The following is a 20,566-nucleotide window of genomic DNA, read 5'->3' as shown; positions in this document are numbered from 1 at the left end:
CGTAAAATGAAAAATTCATACTTCGACCTAATTGAGCAAAGCTATTACTTTCCGCAAGAAGGATTTGACCTAAGAAATGATTACCTGACTTTTCATGGGGTATCGCTTAAATATCTAATTGAGCAATATGGCACACCTTTTAGGTTTATTTATTTACCCAAAATTGGAGACCAAATTAAAAAGGCCAGAAACCTCTTTAACAGGGCCATAAAAAACAACGGATATAAAGGCTCTTATAACTATTGTTATTGTACCAAGTGCAATCACTTTTATCATGTGGTAAATGAAGCATTAAAGCACAATGTAAACCTTGAAACCTCATCTTCTTATGACATTGATTTGATTTTACATCTATATAAGGAAAAGAAAATTGATAAGAATCGCACCATCGTTCACAACGGTTACAAAACGGAAGAATATTTAACCAAGATTATCCAACTTCAGCAAGCTGGCTTTCACAATTCAATTTTAATACTGGATAGCGAAAGAGAATTGCATAGGTTGAAAATGTTTAACCTTAACCATAAGGTTAAAATTGGTATGCGAATGGCTATCAATGAGGAAATACAGTCGGCATACTATACCTCCAGGTTGGGCATACCAAGTGGTGAGTTTAAAAAATTTTACAAGAAACATATTCATAACAATGCTAAAGTTGAACTGAAGATGCTCCATTTTTTCGTGGATTCAGGCATCAAAGATACGCTGTATTACTGGGGCGAATTTCAAAGAGCTTTAGGTGTGTATTCCGAGTTAAAAAAGGAGTGCGAAACATTAAATTCAATCAATCTGGGAGGAGGATTTCCAATTCGCAACCATCTGGGCTTTGAGTATAATTATGAGTACATGATTAACGAAATTATTAAAAACATTAAAGAAGCTTGTATTAAGGATAATATACCGGAACCGGATATTTATACCGAATTTGGCAAATATACGGTGGGAGAATCAGGAGCGATCATATTTGAGGTTCTGGAGCAAAAACAACAAAATGATACGGAAATCTGGTATATCATCAATAACAGCCTGATGAACACTATACCGGATGCCTGGTCAATCCACGAAAAATTCATTTTGCTTCCCTTAAATAAGTGGGATAATGAATATCAGCGGATAAATATTGGCGGTATTAGTTGCGACCATTCAGATTATTACAATTCGGAAGATTTGAACCAGGAGATATTGCTTCCTAAGTATAAGGAAACCGATAAGGAACCTCTTTACCTTGGTTTTTTTCACACAGGTGCTTATCAGGATTCAATTAGTGGATATGGAGGTATAAAACATTGTCTAATCCCTTCACCTAAACATGTCATCATCGACAGGGATGAAAAGGGTAACTTTAAGCACTATGTTTACAGAGAAGAACAGTCTGCTGATGAAATGTTTAAAATACTGGGATACAACACAAAAGAACATTCAACAAATCCGGTGCCCAATGTAGAAATAAATAATAAGCGATTGCAAAAGGAGGTGAATTAATGAAACCGTTTGGAGGTATTGAACAAGAGTACACACTGTTTTCTAAAGCCAATATACTGCTACAGTCAATCCCATATGATGGAACAAGTACCTGGGGAAAAGGAGCGGATAAAGGTTTTGAAGCTTTCATGGAGGCATGCGAAAACATGGAACTTTATGATATAGAGACAAACTCTGAAGTATTCAAAAAAGGGATTCATATCCTACCTGGGATTGTAGCAGAAGAGACACCAGAAAAGATGTTTGATGGCATTTATAGATCCACAAAAAAGTTATTGGAACTTAACAAATTCTTGACCTTTTTTGGAGGCGAGCACTCTATTAGTATTGGAATAATTAAAGCATTTACAGAGGCTTATTCAGATTTAACCGTAGTGCAACTGGACGCCCATGCCGATTTGCGCGATCGGTACGAAGGCTCAAAATATAATCATGCCTGTGCATTACACCAAGCCTCGTTAAACACAAATCTGATTCAAATAGGCATCAGAAGTATGGATGTTTCTGAAACGAAATATTTTAAAAAAGATAACGCATTCCTGGCTCAGGATATCGCGGGAAAGAATGATTGGATTAAGCAAGCCATTGATAAGATGACAGATAAAGTCTATCTAACCATTGACCTGGATGTTTTTGACCCATCCATCATGCCATCAACAGGAACTCCGGAACCCGGTGGTTTAGGATGGTATGAAACCTTAACATTTTTAAAAGAATTATTTAAAGCCAAAAAAGTATTGGGGTTTGATATTGTAGAGTTAGCACCTATAACGGATTTAAAAGCCCCAAACTTTTTGGCTGCCAAATTATATTACAAACTCCTGTCATATAAATTCAAATACAATGAACAATAAAGGGCCCATATCAAATTTTATGCTTGAGCACTATAAGCATTTCAATGCTGCCAGCATAGTTGATGCGGCACAAGAATATGAAAAACAATTGGCCCAAGGAAATAAAATGATGATTACCCTGGCCGGCGCTATGAGTACAGCCGAGATGGGAAAATCTTTGGCCGAAATGATCAGGCAGGATAAAGTGCATATCATATCATGCACGGGTGCCAACCTCGAAGAGGATATCATGAATCTGGTAGCCCATAAATCATATAAAAGGATTCCCGGATACAGAGATTTATCCCCCGAGGATGAGTGGGGGTTATTGGAAGATGGATTCAATCGGGTTACGGATACCTGTATTCCCGAAGAGGAGGCTTTCAGACGATTACAACAACATATTTATGAACTTTGGGATAAAGCACAAAACAATGAGAAAAGATATTTCCCGCATGAGTATATGTACCAATTGCTATTGTCCGGCGTGCTGGAAAATTACTACGAAATAGACCCCAAGCATAGTTGGATGCTTGCCGCGGCAGAAAAAAACCTTCCGATAGTGGTTCCCGGGTGGGAAGATTCTACCATGGGCAATATTTTCGCTTCGTATTGCATTAAGGGAGTTCTTCATCCATCTATAGTTAAGTCAGGAATAGAATATATGACATGGCTGGCTAATTGGTACAAGGAGAATACAATAAAAGGTAAAATAGGCTTTTTTCAAATTGGCGGTGGCATAGCAGGTGATTTTCCAATATGCGTGGTGCCCATGTTATCGCAAGATCTGAACGAAACCAGTATACCTTTTTGGGGCTATTTCTGTCAGATTTCAGATTCAACCACGAGTTATGGATCATATTCCGGTGCAATCCCCAACGAAAAAATAACCTGGGGGAAGCTTAGTACTGATACTCCCAAATTTATCATCGAATCGGATGCAACCATTGTTGCTCCTTTAGTGTTTGCATACTTATTAAACTGGTAAGCCATGAACAAATTCAATGCACAAAACAAAAAAAGAACTATTGTCGATTACCACAAGTTGCCAGTGGACTTGAAAGAACAACTCAAACTGGTAAACAGCGATGGGCTTCATGACGACATAATCACCTATAAGGATTCAAAGGGCCATCAAATATCGGCCCTTAGGTTGGAAACAGACGATGTTGTTTATATGGTACGAATGTCGAAAGAACTTGCTTTCCAGATCATGGACGAAGATGATGATTTTAATGATGATTACAGCTTAAAATCGGGCAAAATGAAGAAATACATAGACAAACATGGTGATATTGACTATATTAGTGAAGACAAGAACAACTCAAAATAAAAATAACCAATTGCGATGTTATTAATTATCGATAATCAAAGTGCATTTATTAAAAAGTTTAAAAGGCAATATTTGTCGGAGCAGGATTTTGATTATGTGTTTTTTGATCATAATCAACCGATCACCTTGTCTGCAAAAAGCAAGATAAAGGGAATCATTTTATCCGGAGGTAAGGGAAACCCGTACGAACCTTTAAACCTGACCTCTAACTTTGTGGCCATGCTTAATTTTAATGTCCCTATCCTGGGGTTTTGTTTAGGGCATGAAATAATTGCGGTAGCCAACAGAGGCCGGATAAAAAAACTACCTGATTATCATGCCAGAAAGGAGATAATCACCATCACTAAACCGGAAGACCCAATTTTTGAAGGTTTAGATAAAACAGAAGTGTCTTTGGTCAAAAGACATTCTTTTTACGTGTCTGAATTGCCGGATTCTTTCGAAAGCCTGGGCACCTCAGATACTTGTACAACCGAAATCATAAAGCATATAAATAAACCGGTTTATGGTTTTCAGTCACACCCCGAAGTTTCAGGCGAAGATGGATTATTGATGGTGCGTAATTTCCTGAAAATATGTGGTGTCATTCAACAGTAACTTTTAAATACTGATCAAATGGCTCGTTTTCTAAAAAGTAACAAAGAACATATTGGCCTTTCTCCTGATCGCATTATGTTTAGGGGCGAGAAAAAGATAGACGATACGGTCATTCATTTAATCAGCTATGATGAAAAATCATTAATAGAAATTGAGGTGGATGACTTGGCAGATCTATACAGGTATGATTTAGAAAACGTTAATTCCTGGATTAATATTTACGGTCTTCACAATGAACAGATCATGCAAAACGTTTCTAACTATCTGAATATTGATCCCGTAATTATATCTGAAGTTTTAAATACACATAGCAGGCCAAGGGTCATTGAATATGAAGACTGTTTGTATGTCTCCGCCAAGATGGCTAGCCTGGCAAATAACGAAGCCGATAAAGTAAGCACCGAGAATATCGTATTTCTACTTAAAAACAAGCAATTAATCACGTTTCAGGAACGAAAAGGCGACGTGTTTACTCCTGTTCGGGAACGATTAAAAAACACCAGGAAAAAGTTACGGCTATTGGGTTCTGATTATTTAATGTATGCACTTATTGACATTATTATTGATAATTACACCTACATTATCAGTAAAATTGGCGAAAAAGTGGAAAACCTGGATGAAAAACTATTACATGTTACGGATAAATCCATCCTGATGGAAATCAATTTCTACAAAAGCGAAATGATTTACTTACATAAGTCCATTGCACCCTGTAAAGAAATGATATTTAACCTTATAAAACTGGAGTGCGAATATATTAACGATAATAATATAATGTTTTTCAAGGAATTACAGAGCAATATTAACCATGCGGTAGATTCGCTCAACAACTACAAGGAAATTCTTAGTAACCAATTGAATATATACCATACCCAGGTAAGCAGCAGGTTAAATGATATCATGAAATTTCTGACTATTTTTTCCGTTATTTTTATTCCGCTCACGTTTATTGCCGGTATCTATGGAACTAATTTTGAATTTATTCCGGAATTAAAGTTTAAGTATGGATATCCGATGATGTTATTGGTGATGCTTTTAATTGTTGGGGGAATGTTGATTTATTTTAAAAAAAGAAAATGGATTTAAAGCCCGAAATATTTATCCAGCATTTTTTTTATGTTTTCCGCATAAGACTCGCTTATAGTAAATATGTCGGCCTTTAGGTCGACTTTTCCATTCTCTATCTTCTCTATTTCAACGATTGGTTCATATCCAGCGGCAACCCAAGCCGTATTTAATATCTGTAATCTTAAATCAGAAACTATATCATTTATATTTTCGCTTTCTTCAAACGAAAATGACAGTTTTACTTTGGTAAGCCTTTGGTGGGTGCTTTGTGATTTAATTACATGGGAGCGAATTGCACTGTATGAAATGGAATTGGCATCTCCCTGTTTGTCCACAACATCTAACCTAAAATGTCCTGCTCTGATAATATTACCCTTAACATCCTCTAAATCAATATAATCTCCTTCGTTAATCTTATTTTGCGATTTAAGATTAATGCCGACAATAAAATCCTTTAGTAAAGCGATAGAGGGGATAGTAAATATAACAAGTAGAACAGAAACCGCTATCAGCATAAAGTTGTTACCTGAAGAGTAAACCTCGGCAAAAAACCATAAAACAAGGCCGATCCAGCTTAATAACTCTGCGATGGGCAAAACATAAAATAGGAAATGCCTAAAACGGCTTGTCAATGGCAGTTTGCTTTTTATATAGTTTATTAACCTGAAAACAAAAAATAGAAATATTGCAATCGCAACAATGGTAAGTATCATGATTCTGATTTTAAATTAATTCAAAAGTTTTACAACAATAAACCAAATAGGGCTCAATATTTCGGTCTAGCATAAATATTTGCGAGTCTTTTTCAACGATAACACCTGCGTTTTTCATCCCATGTATTAAATTGTTGGCCACCTCCATTTTGTAATTCGTTAAACGGACAAGTTTTTTTATATCAATATGTTTATGTTGAATAAACAAGGAAATTACCAGAAGCCACTCCTTCTGCAAATAACATAAAGGATCGGAATTATATTTCGCCGGTTTCCTGATAGAAATCGTGTCCTTCTCAAACTTGACAATATTTGCTTTCCAAATATTCATCGCAATGCCAGGTATTCCGCCCGATAAATAAAAGTATTGGTTAAACAATAAGGAAAACTTTAATTGCGAAATGGCATCTTCGGTTTTACCTTGATAACTTAAAGTTATTCCACTTGATTTGTGTCTGTTTAAAATAAGATGTTGCAGTTCTTTCGCATTAAAAGGTTCACAATCTACCAATTCAAGCACATGGTTTGAAATATGGTAAATGCTATTGATTACCTTGAATGAATTTGAATCGCAATTCAAAATAAAAAATATTCTATTGCCGTACCACTTGATCAATTCTATTAACTTTAAAATAACATCTCCTCCACCGGGTCGCCGTTCCCACCATAAATCGAGATTGTTAATGACGACTGCGCTTTCGTAAGGCATATTCCTGCAGATACTATCCAAATCGCTTAAATTCGCGATTTCCTTTTGAAACTTTTTCAGCAAGTCATTTGGATCTGCGGAGCCGGAAACGGGCGGATCAATCCAGAATCCATTGTTCTTTTTGAATAAAACTCTCAACGCATGCCTAGACAAGGTGGTTTTTCCAGCACCATGCACTCCTTTAATAACCAAAGCACCTCCTATCCCGTTTTTATGACGTAGTAAAGCATTTTTTACAATTTTAATTTCCCGATCCCTTGGAATCCAAAAATCATTGTTAATAGTTGAGCCACTGCTCATCAGGTTTCTATAAAATACCGGAACCGAGTTATAAATATTTTTAATGGGACTGATATCTTCGATAAAATCAAGAAGCTGTCCGTTGCTAATTTCAGCCGCTTTTTGTTCTTCTATGTATTTTTTAGAAATAAGCAGGCTGGCATTAGTACTATTTATTACATAAATGATGGCATTGTTAATATTTTCCTTAAATTTTGTAAGTTGCCCCCGCAAACTTGAAACAATCTTTTTACTTGGCCTTTGTTCCTTCTTCTCCCCTTTTCCTTCCTCGATAATGGCATGGTAAAATAGCTTGGAGAACGAGTTGTGCAGATAGTTGATGGATTTACCGTTTATCTTGTTCAGCTCCAACTCAATTTTTTTCTTTTCTCCTTCTACCTGCGATATCACCTTTTTATAAAAGGCCTTGTCTATTGTATCATTCGGTGCTCCTTCGGTTTCTGTATTCTCAATGTTATTAATATGAAAGACGAATAAACTGCATGCTTCTTTAATTTCGATAATGGCATAATCCACCACTTTGTTCAGTTTTTCGACATCCCGGTAGTAAGGTTCGCGGAACAACGTGTCCGTGTAGTTTGCAGCCAATTTGTTTGGGTACACCACGCGTTCCGTATAAGCCAACAAACGTATCGGTTCCGAATCTTTGGAAATATGTTCGGGAACACTCATTTCTTCCGGCAATTTCTCAATATTTCCGATTACCTTTTGAATCAGCTCATTTACAATTGCGATGAGTTCAATTTTATCCTCCAGATCTGGCAACTTAACCTTAAGAGACTGATTCACACTAAATTGATTCACAATATCCAAAATATCTTGTGCCGGTTTCAAAATAATATCAGAAACATGATTATAGATTTTGTCATTCCCTGCTGTTATGATATTGTCGGCTATGTCCTTTTGAGCTAAGATATTCATATCCAACAAAAGCGTATTGTTTAATAAATTTGCACCTTTACCCCACTCCTCTGAAAAGGACTTTAACAGCTCAATATTGACAGGATTCTTTACGCTCTTGTGTTTATTGGATTGAGCGATACGTTCAATATGTTGTGTGTCGCTTGCCAAACTACAAGTCACCTCTCGAAAGGCAACCATCAGACTATTTCTTGAGTTATTTTTTAACGCATTTAATTTTTGTGCAATCTCGCTTGTTTTTTCTATTTGTAAGTCAATGTCCACAAATATATTATCCTTGTCAATGTTATTTACAAAAGTGAGTTTCTGATAGGAATCATTAATACCCATAATGCTTTTTCGGATATCCATTAAAAAGCCCAACGTCCCTTCTTCAATATTTTCAACCAATGATTTTAAATTAACAAACACGTGTTTGTCAATATGGTAATTCAGGTTTTTGCGAAATTGATATTTTATATTTTTCTCTTTGTTTTTCTTTTCTAAAAAGAATGGGATCAAAATGGTTTCCGGTGATTCAAAAACATGGTTGCCTAATTCGGAAATCAAAAGTTGAATGCCATTTTGTAATATTTTTCCGGCTTCACTTAAATACTCCTTATTTTGTGTATCAACAATTGAAGTCATTTTCCTAAGGTATTGTTGATGATTTCTGGCAACAGCCTTTTGGAATTCGATTTTACTATACTGAAATACCTCTTTTTTGAGCATGGCAATATTTTGCACGGAAACTTCTTGAATTTTACCCAGAATTAATGCCAACTGTTCTACGGTTGAATCAAAAGCGGTGTCCACAAATTTTTCCCCCATCGAGCACAATTTATGATCAAGCTTTTCAAGTCGGCTTCTAACAACAGCGTTCTCCATTGAGGGAAGTGCAGGCAAAGGCACCAGTTCTGATTTCGTTTCGGCAGTTTTAACCTTAACGACCTTTTTATCGATTAAATTTAACTCTTCAAACTCAAGCGATGGAAGAATTAACAGTGTACTTGCTGTCAGCTGGGTTATTCTGTTTATTTTATCAATGTACTCTTTAGATAAGTTAACATTGGAAGAAATGCCCAACATCAGCAAATCCGCAGCATTCGATTCCGAATGGATAATATCTTCCGTCGTTCTTGAACCAAAATCATCCGACAATATTTTAATATCGGCTTTTATACGTTTCTCGGATAGTAATGCCGATGTTTCTCTGAATATATTGTCGTGGATAGATGAGTCGCTGTTAATAATCAACAGCCTAACACCAGAGTCACGCCATTCAGCGGACGTTTGCAGGAATTTCAATAAATTTAACGCCAAACTTAAAAATCGCCCTTTGCCGTTCCACCATATATCTATGTTTTCCTTTTTCCCAAATCCGTTGTTCCTGTCATAATCTAAAAAAACGGTATTCATTTTTTTAGCTTTCAAGTTGTTCAAAACCCTCACTAAAAATTCTTTGTTTTCAACTTGTTTGCTCCAGCCCATTAGAACTGTATTGGGTTCGAAACCGCTAAATCCATATACGTTGGTCACTGTGCTTATCCCTTCCTCAATAGAACTGCAAGGTAAATCTCTGCGAAAATATTTTAGATTTTGATCTTTTTTCTCGTTTCCCCGTGTTAATGTGCGTACCGCATTAACATCCAGTCTCAAGTTGAAATCGGTCAGTGCTCCAAGCTTTCCGGAAAGATCCAGTCCTAACTCAACCAAATGCGGTCTGACTTTTTCTCCTCCACTGAACAATACAATATTGGGTCGCCAATTACGCGAATTATCTTTTTTTGCACTTAGTTTGAGTAGGGCCTGTTTTGCCATATTCGTCCAAAAACTGCTCCAGGCGTCGCCGCTTTCTAATATCAGCTCTTTCCGCTGCAGGTAGAAATAAAGTAGTCCTAATACGATAGTTGCGCCTGCCAAGGCCAAAAAATCGAGCAGAATCATAACAATAAAAGCGGCCAATGCCCCTATCACACTTACAAACCTTGGAATTTTAAATGCAGGCCTAAAATCTGAACTCGACCAGCTTTCAATGGCTGAGGCTAAATTCAGAAACGCATAGGTGGTAATAAAAAACATGGAAACAATACGGGCGATAACATCAAGTTCACCAATCAAAATACCTGCTTCCGCAATAACAAATGCCAGCAATAACGCATTGCGTGGCTCATTTGTTTTCCCGGTTCCTTTTGCTAAAAACCCGGGTGCTATTTTATCCATCGCAATTGCCTGAAGTATCCTGGGCGCCCCAAGAATGCTTCCCAATGCGGAAGAGAGCGTTGCCCCCCATATGCCCGCTATGACCAATGCCGGAACAAGTGATATTTTAAATAATATTTGAGGATCGTTAACCAGGGCATTTGCATCGACCGTAAAGGCATAAAAAAAGGCCAAGCCAATGTATACAATAAAACCAATACCAACGGCCATCATTGCACCAACAGGCAGTGATTTGCTGGGGTTTTTAAGGTCTCCCGACATGGAAACACCAGCCTCAAAACCTGTTACCGCCGGAAAAAATATTCCAAACAAAACCATAAAAGGGGCAGCAGTGGCCAACGGCGCTATATTTATTTCGCTCGGGGCAAAATCGTGTTTCCCCAAAAATATAGACAGCAACGATAAACCGATTGCCGCCATAATGAAATACTGGGATTTAATAGCAAGCGATGTGCTGATAAATGTGATGGTTGTAACCGCAATCAAAACAATCGTTCCTGTTATTCTGATTGTTTGGATATTGTTGGTTAAACCCCAATATTGCAAGAAGCTTTCTGAAAAACCGATTAAGTAAAGACTAACACTAAAAGATAACCCAACAAACAAGGCCAAACCCAACGTGCCTCCAATCGGAAGCCCCAGGCTTCTGGAGATCATGAAATAAGTACCTCCGTTTTGAACTGGTTTATCCGTTGACAAGGAGGCTACACTTAAACTAGTGGTGATAGAAATAATGTGCGCCACAACAACAATTCCGATCGTATTTATTAAACCAGCCTGACCAATAATTGCAGGAAAGCGTAAATACATGATTACTCCAAGAATTGTTAAAATAGAGGGTGAAAATACTCCACCGAAAGTTCCAAACTTTTTAATTTTTCCCACAATCAGGTATGTTTTGTTAATCAATAAATCTAAAAAAGACCACTAAGTTAATATCTTAAAGGTACTATTTCTGAATCTTATTTCATTATTTCATTTGGCAATATCAAATTGATCGCCATTAAAATTTAATATATTGATATTGTCATGCCACACCCGTACCCTTCAATTTCCTATAGGGATCTGCGCCGATGGGCTCTTTTAGGAAAATAAGAGGTATGTGAGGTGTAATATTTTTAAATGCGTGCCCTACTTACAGTAGGTAAAACTATACTTAATTTCAAGCAACTATTCATGAATAAGTTAACCGAATTTATCAAACTTAAGTGGCACTGGTCCTATAATTTATAAATATTTATTTATAGTTAAAAAATTATTCTGTATCTTGAATACCACGACATTCATGATACTGTTAAATGTTGCTCTAATCTCTAGTAATTATGACTGGCACTCTAAATTTGGTCACAATACTTATTTATTGAGAACTACATTCTGATATTTTGAAAAAATGACCATTGGGATGTTACGTGACCTGCATAAGACATTTAGTCATAATATTAAAAAATGTTTATATGAAAATATTATTTCCTTTTGAACTAGATAACCCATTATACACCGATTGTTATGTGTATGCGGTTAAATTTGCGCGAAATTTAAATGCCGAACTGATATTGCTAAATGTTTTTGATATCGAATTGGACAATAATATCACCAAGGAAAAATATAACTCTTTAGTTAAAAACAATTGGCTTTGTGCTTATAACCAAATTACCAGGTTCAATAAATATTATATCGAACACCATGCTAAAACCGATAACGACCTAAAAATAAGGTTTGACCACAGATACGTTCACGGTGAATGGTTAAGTGAAATCAGAAAAATACTTAAGGAGGAAACCATTGACTTAGTGGCGTTACCTATATCAGAAGATGAGAAACAAAACAAGAAGCAATTTAAAATAATCAATGATGACATCTTTGAAAGAAACAATGCCTCGGTATTAGTTGTTCCGCAAAACTGTCCTTTTAAACCAATAGGTGAAATTGTATATGCAACCGATTTAAAAAAGTTAAATTATAACGAGCTATACATAAAAGATGTTTTATCGTATGCAAAAGCTTTCGATTCAAACATTCATTTTATACATATTACAAAATCGGAAACCGCTTTTTTCCCTCAAAGTATAGACGGGTATAAAACGATTATGAATGCGATTAAAAAAAACAGGAAACATGTATTTAAAAGTTTTCAGGGAAAAAATGTGATTGATGCAATAGAGGATTATATTTTAAAGAGCCAGGCGGGCTTGTTGGTAACCATAAAACATGAACGATTTTTTCTGGACACTATTTTCCACAAAAGTATAAGCGATGAATTATTGCTTAAGTCAACGATTCCTGTTTTAGTAATGCGAGAAAAGGACGATTTGCAAGATTTGAAAATATAAATTATGGTACACTACCACTCAATAGAAAACGATCCGGAATATATCAATCTGCAAACAGAATTGATTAAACTCCAGTATGATATTGTTGAAAATAGAAAACGATTACTCATCATATTCGAAGGGAGAGACAGTGCTGGAAAAGGAGGAGCCATTATGCGATTCATACGTTTCCTTAACCCCAGGTTTTACAGGGTAGTTGCGCTTAATAAACCAACTGAGATAGAAAGCGGGCAATGGTATTTCCAACGCTACATTGAAAAGTTACCTAACCCCGGAGAAATAGTTTTTTTCGATCGTAGCTGGTATAACAGAGCTGTTGTTGAACCGGTTATGGGTTTTTGTTCCGATGATCAGTATCAATTATTTTTAAAACAGGTTGTGATGCTCGAAAATATGTTGGTGGAAGATGGCTTGGCAATAGTAAAACTTTGGTTCTCCATCAATCCCGAAGAACAAAAAAAACGCCTCGACGAACGCAAGGTAAACCCGCTGATTCAATGGAAACTAAGCACGGTTGATATGCAGGCACAACTGAAATGGAATGATTATACGCACTATAAAAAAGAAATGTTTAAGCACACCAGCACCGTTGAATCGCCCTGGGTAATCATAAAAGGCAATGATAAAGACGATGCAAGAAAGGAAGCCATAAGGCACGTATTAAATACAATGTCGTATAAAGAGAAAGGAATAACAAGTGAAAGGCTAACCCCGGACGATTCTATTGTATCTATCGTTTAATATGTCCAATATTCATATAATCCATAAACCGTTTTGTCATCCCAATAAAGTATAAACTTTATTTTAAGGATATATTAATTGGTGGAACCATAGGGGAATTGCTATTAATATTTACTTTTTTTTGTATGCCTTTCCCCATCCATAAATTACCTATTGTGAACCGTGTGCAGGGTTTCCTTAAGGCAGAAAAATAAGTGTGCTGCGGGAATAATGTTTTAAATACGAATTCACAGCAGATCTATTCTTTCTGCCAACTTTATTAAAAAGCGGCCAAAGAAATAAGCATGATAGATGGGAAGCATGTATCTTATAGGTCGTATGGACTACTCTTAACTATAGTTTATCTAACTATTACACTATCCCTTAAGCAAAAACTACGAGTTTCTCTTAGTTACTTATTCATAAATCTCTTAGATATTAAGAAATACAATGACCTAAAAATTACGCTTTTTGTCTCTATTATGCGCCTTGCAATACATATAAATTTACATAAACAATTTAACAGATTAATAAAGTAAAAAATGAAGAGGTCAGAGTATTCAAAACAATCAGATGAAGTATTAATCCAGGCTTACTATACCGGAGATAATAGCTGTATGGAACTTTTATATCATCGATATTATTTAAAAGTGTTTAACAAATGTTTATCATTTACCCAAAATACCGACGACGCTTTTGATTTGACACAAGATATTTTCATGAAGGCCTTTGCAAAAAAAAGTGCTTTTAAGGGAAACTCAAAATTCTCCACCTGGCTTTATGCCATAACATTTAATCATTGCGTTACAGCGCAAAAAAAACAGCAGAAAAGCAAAGTGGAACCTTTTGATTTAGTTACCCACTATATTCCCGATGATAGCGACCTGTTCTCCATTGAGGAGCGAAAAGAAAGAGAAGAAAGAGAGGCGGAATTATACAAGGCTTTGGATGAAATACCGGAGCAGGACAAAAAGTTGTTGGAATTAAAATACAGAAATAATTACTCTGTAAAAGATATCCAGACTGAATTAAATATTTCAAAAAGTGCTATTAAAATGAGGTTGATGAGAGCACGCCAGAAAGTTGGTAAATACTACAGCAAGGCAATTTAATATATTTTTATATTGTCGTTAATACATTAATACGCAATGTCATGAAATCGAACATTTTATTTCCATTTAATCTGGAGAATTCAAATCTAGAATCACAAGGTATTGTAGTTGAATTAGCGAAAAATTTAAACGTTGACTTACGGCTGTTGGTTATTTTTCAAAACAATGACTTTCTCTACAACGAATACCTGAAACGCCCTAATTCGAAGGATGAATCTGCTAAAGCACTATTTAACAATCTAAAAAAGAAGTATCCCGATATCATTTTAGGTAACGAGAAACAAATTGGCTTTAAAAAAGGAACCGTAATAGATATTACCTTTGAAAATTTTGCAGAACAGCCAATGTTGAATAGATTAAATGAAGACTATTTGTGGGTTTTTGATTTTCATGATTTTATTTCAAATATAATACCCACCGGATTCATAAACCAGCTAAATAAACATAACCGCAAAGTGTGGGTTGTTACAAAAAACCGAAGTGGAATTTTAACCCAAACAAAACAAATTGTTGATCAATATAATGAAGATAACAGCACATTCGACCAAATGTATTGGGATGCTCTTCCATTAGATTTATTGTAATGAAGGAATGATAAGCAATCGTTAAAATAACTCATTTTAGTATTAAAAAACAGGTGACCAATTGATTTTCTCATGTCTTAATTACGTAGCTTATTAAAAGATTTGTCTAACTCTTAATTTCAATGAAAATGATACCAAAACTTAGAGGCTCATCTATTTACCCTAGTTGGGTGGATGATTTATTTACCGGTTCTGTGTGGCAAAATCTTGATTCAAAAATGAATACTTCCATGCCCGCCGTGAACATCAAAGAGGATGATAACCAGTTTATTATTGAAGTAGCTGCTCCTGGCATGGACAAAAGTAATTTTAATGTAGATTTAAACCACAATGTTCTTACTATTTCAGCTAAGAAAGAAGAAGAAAGGGAGGATAAGCACACAAAAGTAACAAGAAGAGAGTTTAATTTTTCTTCTTTTCAGCGCTCTTTTACCTTACCAAATTTTGTGGTTGGCGAAAAAATTAAAGCAGCATATCACGATGGGATTTTAAATATCTCTATTCCTAAAAAAGAAGAAGTTAAAGCTAAACCTCCTAAAAAAATAGAAATCAATTGATTAAACCATCTGAAGCGCTGATGCTTCTGCTGCTTTAACAAAGGCATGTATTTACAATACATGAATGATTTGAGATTAGGTTTAAATGACCGGGAACAGAGGTTTTGTTTCCGGTTTAGTCTATTAATCCTTTGCTCAGTGCATATTTAACCAACCCCACATTATTCTTTATACCCAGCTTCTCAAGCAAGTTTCTTCTGTGTGTGTCCACAGTCCTAATGCTGATAAATAATTTATCAGCGATCTCCTGGTTAGAATATTCCTGGCTAATTAGTTTTAGTATTTCGATCTCCCTTTTCGATAGCGGGATATTTGTTTTTTTTAGTTTCTCGCTAAACGGATTCTGAATCTGTTTCATCAGGCTTAGAGAAACCTCTTTACTAAAATAACTATCACCTTTAGCCACACATTTTATCGCGGTTAGCAATTCGTCTTTACCTGCATTCTTTAAAATGTAACCTTTAGCTCCAGCCTCGAATGCCTGCATAATAAATTCAGGTAATCCTAACATTGATAATATTAAGATATTACTATTGGGGTTTTCCCGGGTTAGCTTTTCCGTCACTTCAATTCCGTTTGGGGTACCCATATCTATGTCCAGAACAATGACATCGAATTGGTTGGTAGCGGTTAAACTTAAAACTTCTTTCCCCGTAGATGCTTCTGCAATGGAATCTATCTCTTTTTCTTTACAAAGCAGGGATTTAATACCTTCCCTGAAAATCTTGTGATCGTCAGCGAGTAACATTTTTAGTTTCTCCATTATGAATTGCTTTTTACAGGAATTTCTATACTAACTACCGTGCCCTCCCCAATTTCCGAATCAAGGTTAAATTCTCCTTCCAGAAGTTTAACGCGGGTTTCTACATTGGTTAAGCCAATTCCGTGATGATCCGGTCTTAGCTTCATCTTATCGAATCCAACCCCATCATCTTCCACCATTAAAATAATACTGTCACTATGAAGAATAATTTGCACCAATATATGGCTTGCTTTAGCATACTTCATTGCATTATTCAATAGTTCTTGCGCACACCTAAAAATATTTAGTTCAATTTCGTCATCAAACCTTAATTCACTACCCATATTGGTATAAAACTCCACATTTACCTTTTTGGATTCATTAAGCTTAAAAATAAGGTTATGAAACGCAGAATATAGCCCGAATTCATCTAAAGTTCGCGGAACCAATTTATGCGATAACGAACGCAAGTCTTCTGATACTATGTCAATGGTTTCGTTAATGTTTTTTAATAACTCAGGCTGAGAAATGCTTTGGCTATCTATCTCCTCAACAATGGCATCAAAGCTAAATTTGATATAGGACATCAGTGGCCCTAAACCATCGTGAATCTCCCTTCCTATTCTTCTCCTCTCATTTTCCTGTCCCTCCAGAATGGCCTGGACGGATTCAACTTCAACATCTTCCGTTATATTAGTCCGCTCCGCAATAATGATGACCTCTTCATGTGATACAGATGCCTTCATAGTATCTTTAACATTTGGGGAAACATCAAACGAAAATGAAAATGATTTTAAACTTTTGGATCTGTATGTATTAACCTCATTTATTAGCTTTTGCAAGTAGACATTTGGGGGTGATATTTCATTGTTTTTACACTTAGCCCCTGTCATACGAAAAAAAGTTTCATTATAAAAAATCACCTTGTGATCCAACCCCAAAACTAAAACGCCTATAGGTAAAGAGTTTGCTAACCTATATTGCTGGTCAATCGTTAATGAGTGCCTGGTTGTATTCATTATTGTGCAAGAACTAAATTAATATAAAAATACAGTAAAAGAATGTGACCTACTGCATTTAATTGAGTCTAATTAATAAAAGTTTATTCTATTACATTTGGTATTTAACTTATAGCAATGTCGAAAACCATAAAACGCGAAATTATAAAGAAAAAGGTGAAGAACCCTCCCAGAAAGGAAAAAGGTTCGAAAACAAACCTCCGTTTTCACCTATTAAAAGAAGTTGAAGAGCAGTAGACTTCTTGTGTAGCCTATTTTCAGGCCAGTCCGGCATTAACGTGCATTATCTAGCCAGCAATATGGAGTTCCTTTCATAAAGCTGGCTTTTTATTTAACTTGTATTTCGGACAAACTATTTAAGCATCATTTTCTATGGATTTTCTATTTAATTTTATTTTAATTAGATAATAGCCAAATGATAGGGAACCAAGTAATATGCCTAGTGCGATAATTAAAATAGGGTCTTGTTTGGTAAAGTCAAGCACTATAATTTTTCTGGATACGGCTACGATCCCGATCATAAGCATTATTTCACCGTGAAATGTCCCGTCATCTAAATAAAGCTCAATAGTTTCAAATAATTCGAATGCTATTAGTACATTAAAAAAGAACCCAAAAAGTGTCACTAATCCAGTCGATCCAATAATAATACCTGATTCAGGAACAGGCTTAATTATTTCTTTAATTAGGACCACTATTAAATCGTAGGTGGATACAAGGATCAATACTGCCATAAAAAAAAGTAACGCTATAATCGTACCTTTTTGAAATAGTTTGAACATCTTATGCATACTATATTGGTTATTTAGTATAAAACTTTTTTATTTCATCCTCGATTTTCCTGTCCCATATTCGATCCATTAGATCCGATGCTAATTTTTCATAATAATTAGCTTTATCTATTTTATTAATTTTCTTATACAACTTTGCGATACTGTAATGTGCCGGAATATGCATACTATTTATTTTTAAGCAAGTTTCATATTGAGTTATTGCCTCTTCATATAAACCACTTTCTTCCATTTTTTTTGCAATCTCCACATGGGTTTCAATACTTTTAATTTCATTATCAAGTTTAAGATTTATGATATCTATCGACTTTGTGGTTATAAATGAACAATTAACATGGCGAACAACTTCTTGAGTAACACTTCCAATTAGTGCCTTACCTATACTATTTCTACCTGTTGTACCCATTATTAAAAGGTCAATATCGTTTTTTTCTGTATAATTCAAGATTTCCTCCACAGGATCTCCATCAATAATATCTAAAGAATAGTTTAAGTCATTAAGTTTTTGCTTGGATATAAATTCATTCACTCTACCAATATATTCATCTTTACTTTTTTTGTTCTCATCTTCTAGATCCGCTTCTATCCATATAGATAAACTTCTTATTGGCGTAAATACACTTATGATGGATAATTTAGCTTTAAAAATGCGCGTAAGTATTATTGCATTGTTCAACGCCCTTTCTGATGCACTTGAAAAATCAATAGGGCATAGTATATTTAAATTATCTATCTTCTTTCCTTTTTTAATAACCCAAACTGGTTTTTCTGCCCGTCTAATTATTTTTTCGGTGTAAACACCAAGTTTTTCTTTATTATGATTGCATAAATGAGAAGGAAGAATGATGACATTTACATTATGTACCCTGGCGGTTTTAAGTACGTTTTCTACAGGTTCACCATACACAATTGAAGGTTCAGAGGTCTTGATGTTTTCAGCGTTCAACTTTTGATTAATTTGATTTATCTTCGTCGTCACTGATTCTTTAATCAGATTAAAAACAGATTTTATTTTGGCATCCTCGGGCAATAAGGCCAATATAATTACTTCTGATTCATATATTTTTGCAATTGGTATAATGTTATCAACTTGTAAATCTGTAGATTCGCTAAAATCTATAGGTAGTAAAATTTTTTCTAATAGTTTCATACGTATTTTATTAAATTAACAAAACAAATCATAGGATCACATAGCATGTAATGCATGATATAAATTAACTTATTTTTCTGGAATTTAAAGATAAAAAAAACAAGAAATACAATAGAACAACATCTTTTCTATGTACTCAAAGGCAACATATGTTGGTTACAAAGGGCTGTTGCCGGTTTTATTTGCGTGATTTTAACCACTTAACCACCAAAATTATATCTTCGTTGTTTTTAATGGAATTAATAATTGGGTCGATTCCATCATTTGTTTGTTTCTATTTCTTTGAGTTCTTAAATAATATCACAGGAGTCTTGGTGTTTTTTATCGAATGAAACAAGTTTTCTAAATCTGAGATCTCAATTATTATAAGATAAGGAGTGTTGAAAGAAGTAAAGTTTTCCAAGCTTCCGGATATGCCGTTTTTAGTTATAATAACTTCATATGGTATTTTTGTTTCACTTAATATTCCGTTGATAACTTTAACAAAGTCAAGCTTTAAAAAGTTATCCTTCCTTAATACACTATTTTTGTGGTTGTTAGATTTAGTATTTTCTTCACCCGAATGACAAATACAGCTTAATTTAGAATTAGAAGCAAATGCCAATTTGTAAGCATATTCTAATATATACTTGGGTTCACCGCTTAAATTTACCGGAACTATTATCTTTTTTAAAGGCATACAAAGTCTTTTGCTATTTAGACTTAAAGGAAATATTAGGTCACACATTATAAGCCATATAAACAACAGGTGACCAAATCGAAGTATACAGTCTTAATAATATATTATAATTTTAAAAAAGACAAAATGAAAAGAAAATCGCTTGTTTTTATTTCGATGTTATTTTTAACTGTAACATTTGTTTATGCCCAAAATGTTATGGTTCCTAAAGCAGTTAAAGCTGCTTTTGGCGAAAAATTTCCAGGAGCAGAAAACCCTGTTTGGAAAAAAGCAAATGATAATTATCAGGTGCATTTTTTATATGACACAGAACATCATGCTCTTTTTGCAATTGATGGGAAATGGTTGAAAACGGTGGCCATCATTTCTGAAGACGATTTGCCTGAAGCAGCATCTGAATATATTTCAGAAACCTACGAAGAGTTTGAAATTAAACAAGCTCAGCAAATCGTTACTAACAAAGGAAAAACAAGTTACCAGGTAATTCTATTAGTTGATGAAGATAAGGTGAAACTTGATTTTGATGCATTAGGTGATTATGTTGAAAAATAGAAAAAGATAATAGATCAGGGTGCTACATTAGCACCCTTTTTTAATAAAGTTTAAAATTCTTTCAGTCCCACTAATCTCCAATGTACTTATTAAAAGTGAAAGGCCTATTGTGTCTATTATGATTTGACAAGCATAATCTTGTATTATAAACCATTGAACCAAGCACAAGGCT

At 34.9% G+C, this 20,566-nt stretch carries 19 protein-coding genes; 12 read left to right on the top strand and 7 right to left on the bottom strand.

Going from position 1 to position 20,566, the window contains the following annotated elements; genetic code table 11:
• Positions 1-6: 6 nt before the first annotated feature.
• The 6 genes from ACT29I_RS05275 to corA are packed head-to-tail and all read left to right on the top strand — an operon-like array spanning position 7 to position 5,331.
• On the top strand, positions 7-1,482 hold the full coding sequence (locus ACT29I_RS05275) for an arginine decarboxylase (RefSeq protein ID WP_444792849.1): 1,476 nt from the start codon (positions 7-9) through the stop codon (positions 1,480-1,482).
• Positions 1,482-2,336 (top strand): agmatinase, encoded by an 855-nt coding sequence (gene speB, locus ACT29I_RS05270; protein ID WP_444792848.1) that lies wholly within the window; start codon positions 1,482-1,484, stop codon positions 2,334-2,336. The genes ACT29I_RS05275 and speB overlap by 1 nt, the downstream gene beginning before the upstream one ends.
• Complete coding sequence (locus ACT29I_RS05265; protein ID WP_430931103.1) at positions 2,326-3,303, top strand: deoxyhypusine synthase family protein; 978 nt, start codon at positions 2,326-2,328, stop codon at positions 3,301-3,303. The genes speB and ACT29I_RS05265 overlap by 11 nt, the downstream gene beginning before the upstream one ends.
• A gap of 3 nt (positions 3,304-3,306) precedes the next feature.
• Positions 3,307-3,648, top strand: coding sequence for a hypothetical protein (locus tag ACT29I_RS05260; RefSeq protein ID WP_430931104.1), 342 nt, complete (start codon positions 3,307-3,309; stop codon positions 3,646-3,648).
• Positions 3,649-3,663: 15 nt separating this feature from the next.
• Entirely contained in the window at positions 3,664-4,245 is a 582-nt protein-coding gene (locus tag ACT29I_RS05255) for a glutamine amidotransferase-related protein (RefSeq protein WP_444792847.1), read from the top strand.
• A gap of 18 nt (positions 4,246-4,263) precedes the next feature.
• Positions 4,264-5,331 carry a magnesium/cobalt transporter CorA gene (gene corA, locus ACT29I_RS05250; protein ID WP_430931106.1) on the top strand — a complete coding sequence of 356 codons (1,068 nt, stop codon included), beginning with the start codon at positions 4,264-4,266 and terminating at the stop codon, positions 5,329-5,331.
• On the opposite strand, the gene ACT29I_RS05245 is transcribed toward corA, so the two are convergent.
• Together ACT29I_RS05245 and ACT29I_RS05240 are read right to left on the bottom strand one after the other, a co-directional pair.
• Positions 5,328-6,026 carry a hypothetical protein gene (locus ACT29I_RS05245; protein WP_444792846.1) on the bottom strand — a complete coding sequence of 233 codons (699 nt, stop codon included), beginning with the start codon at positions 6,024-6,026 and terminating at the stop codon, positions 5,328-5,330. The two genes, corA and ACT29I_RS05245, sit on opposite strands and share 4 nt — an antisense overlap.
• A gap of 10 nt (positions 6,027-6,036) precedes the next feature.
• Positions 6,037-11,043 carry a hypothetical protein gene (locus ACT29I_RS05240; protein ID WP_430931108.1) on the bottom strand — a complete coding sequence of 1,669 codons (5,007 nt, stop codon included), beginning with the start codon at positions 11,041-11,043 and terminating at the stop codon, positions 6,037-6,039.
• A gap of 569 nt (positions 11,044-11,612) precedes the next feature.
• Between ACT29I_RS05240 and ACT29I_RS05235 the strand changes: the two genes are divergently transcribed.
• From ACT29I_RS05235 to ACT29I_RS05215, 5 genes are all read left to right on the top strand, one after another.
• Positions 11,613-12,488, top strand: coding sequence for a hypothetical protein (locus ACT29I_RS05235; protein WP_430931109.1), 876 nt, complete (start codon positions 11,613-11,615; stop codon positions 12,486-12,488).
• Between the two features lie 3 nt (positions 12,489-12,491).
• Complete coding sequence (ppk2, locus tag ACT29I_RS05230) at positions 12,492-13,229, top strand: polyphosphate kinase 2 (RefSeq protein WP_430931110.1); 738 nt, start codon at positions 12,492-12,494, stop codon at positions 13,227-13,229.
• Positions 13,230-13,750: 521 nt separating this feature from the next.
• Positions 13,751-14,320, top strand: a complete 570-nt coding sequence (locus ACT29I_RS05225; RefSeq protein ID WP_444792845.1) for an RNA polymerase sigma factor — start codon at positions 13,751-13,753, stop codon at positions 14,318-14,320.
• Between the two features lie 41 nt (positions 14,321-14,361).
• Positions 14,362-14,904 (top strand): hypothetical protein, encoded by a 543-nt coding sequence (locus ACT29I_RS05220; RefSeq protein ID WP_430931112.1) that lies wholly within the window; start codon positions 14,362-14,364, stop codon positions 14,902-14,904.
• Between the two features lie 128 nt (positions 14,905-15,032).
• Positions 15,033-15,461, top strand: coding sequence for an Hsp20/alpha crystallin family protein (locus ACT29I_RS05215; protein ID WP_430931113.1), 429 nt, complete (start codon positions 15,033-15,035; stop codon positions 15,459-15,461).
• A 115-nt stretch (positions 15,462-15,576) separates the two neighbouring features.
• On the opposite strand, the gene ACT29I_RS05210 is transcribed toward ACT29I_RS05215, so the two are convergent.
• The 5 genes from ACT29I_RS05210 to ACT29I_RS05190 all read right to left on the bottom strand — a co-directional run bounded on the left by ACT29I_RS05210 (position 15,577) and on the right by ACT29I_RS05190 (position 19,842).
• Complete coding sequence (locus tag ACT29I_RS05210; protein ID WP_430931114.1) at positions 15,577-16,224, bottom strand: response regulator; 648 nt, start codon at positions 16,222-16,224, stop codon at positions 15,577-15,579.
• Entirely contained in the window at positions 16,224-16,949 is a 726-nt protein-coding gene (locus tag ACT29I_RS05205) for a sensor histidine kinase (RefSeq protein ID WP_444792844.1), read from the bottom strand. The genes ACT29I_RS05210 and ACT29I_RS05205 overlap by 1 nt, the downstream gene beginning before the upstream one ends.
• Before the next feature lie 629 nt (positions 16,950-17,578).
• Positions 17,579-18,004, bottom strand: a complete 426-nt coding sequence (locus tag ACT29I_RS05200) for a phosphate-starvation-inducible PsiE family protein (RefSeq protein ID WP_444792956.1) — start codon at positions 18,002-18,004, stop codon at positions 17,579-17,581.
• A gap of 19 nt (positions 18,005-18,023) precedes the next feature.
• The gene (locus ACT29I_RS05195) at positions 18,024-19,163 is read right to left on the bottom strand and encodes a universal stress protein (RefSeq protein ID WP_444792843.1); all 1,140 of its coding nucleotides are present in this window, start codon (positions 19,161-19,163) and stop codon (positions 18,024-18,026) included.
• A gap of 274 nt (positions 19,164-19,437) precedes the next feature.
• Positions 19,438-19,842, bottom strand: a complete 405-nt coding sequence (locus tag ACT29I_RS05190) for a hypothetical protein (protein ID WP_430931118.1) — start codon at positions 19,840-19,842, stop codon at positions 19,438-19,440.
• Between the two features lie 126 nt (positions 19,843-19,968).
• Here ACT29I_RS05190 and ACT29I_RS05185 point away from each other — a divergent pair, with 126 nt between their 5' ends.
• Positions 19,969-20,394: a PepSY-like domain-containing protein gene (locus tag ACT29I_RS05185; RefSeq protein WP_430931119.1), complete on the top strand. Its 426-nt coding sequence runs from the start codon at positions 19,969-19,971 to the stop codon at positions 20,392-20,394.
• Positions 20,395-20,566: the final 172 nt, after the last annotated feature.

The organism is Saccharicrinis sp. GN24d3, assembly GCF_052400645.1.
Classification (GTDB): domain Bacteria; phylum Bacteroidota; class Bacteroidia; order Bacteroidales; family Marinilabiliaceae; genus Saccharicrinis.
This window is presented reverse-complemented; position numbering and strand designations above follow the sequence as displayed.

Excerpts from the sequence above, each read along its gene's own strand:
- ACT29I_RS05275 (WP_444792849.1), top strand. The coding sequence starts at position 7 with ATGAAAAATTCATACTTCGACCTAATTGAGCAAAGCTATTACTTTCCG.
- speB (WP_444792848.1), top strand. The coding sequence starts at position 1,482 with ATGAAACCGTTTGGAGGTATTGAACAAGAGTACACACTGTTTTCTAAA.
- ACT29I_RS05265 (WP_430931103.1), top strand. The coding sequence starts at position 2,326 with ATGAACAATAAAGGGCCCATATCAAATTTTATGCTTGAGCACTATAAG.
- ACT29I_RS05260 (WP_430931104.1), top strand. The coding sequence starts at position 3,307 with ATGAACAAATTCAATGCACAAAACAAAAAAAGAACTATTGTCGATTAC.
- ACT29I_RS05255 (WP_444792847.1), top strand. The coding sequence starts at position 3,664 with ATGTTATTAATTATCGATAATCAAAGTGCATTTATTAAAAAGTTTAAA.
- corA (WP_430931106.1), top strand. The coding sequence starts at position 4,264 with ATGGCTCGTTTTCTAAAAAGTAACAAAGAACATATTGGCCTTTCTCCT.
- ACT29I_RS05245 (WP_444792846.1), bottom strand. The coding sequence starts at position 6,026 with ATGATACTTACCATTGTTGCGATTGCAATATTTCTATTTTTTGTTTTC.
- ACT29I_RS05235 (WP_430931109.1), top strand. The coding sequence starts at position 11,613 with ATGAAAATATTATTTCCTTTTGAACTAGATAACCCATTATACACCGAT.
- ppk2 (WP_430931110.1), top strand. The coding sequence starts at position 12,492 with ATGGTACACTACCACTCAATAGAAAACGATCCGGAATATATCAATCTG.
- ACT29I_RS05225 (WP_444792845.1), top strand. The coding sequence starts at position 13,751 with ATGAAGAGGTCAGAGTATTCAAAACAATCAGATGAAGTATTAATCCAG.
- ACT29I_RS05220 (WP_430931112.1), top strand. The coding sequence starts at position 14,362 with ATGAAATCGAACATTTTATTTCCATTTAATCTGGAGAATTCAAATCTA.
- ACT29I_RS05215 (WP_430931113.1), top strand. The coding sequence starts at position 15,033 with ATGATACCAAAACTTAGAGGCTCATCTATTTACCCTAGTTGGGTGGAT.
- ACT29I_RS05210 (WP_430931114.1), bottom strand. The coding sequence starts at position 16,224 with ATGGAGAAACTAAAAATGTTACTCGCTGACGATCACAAGATTTTCAGG.
- ACT29I_RS05205 (WP_444792844.1), bottom strand. The coding sequence starts at position 16,949 with ATGAAGGCATCTGTATCACATGAAGAGGTCATCATTATTGCGGAGCGG.
- ACT29I_RS05200 (WP_444792956.1), bottom strand. The coding sequence starts at position 18,004 with ATGTTCAAACTATTTCAAAAAGGTACGATTATAGCGTTACTTTTTTTT.
- ACT29I_RS05195 (WP_444792843.1), bottom strand. The coding sequence starts at position 19,163 with ATGAAACTATTAGAAAAAATTTTACTACCTATAGATTTTAGCGAATCT.
- ACT29I_RS05190 (WP_430931118.1), bottom strand. The coding sequence starts at position 19,842 with ATGCCTTTAAAAAAGATAATAGTTCCGGTAAATTTAAGCGGTGAACCC.
- ACT29I_RS05185 (WP_430931119.1), top strand. The coding sequence starts at position 19,969 with ATGAAAAGAAAATCGCTTGTTTTTATTTCGATGTTATTTTTAACTGTA.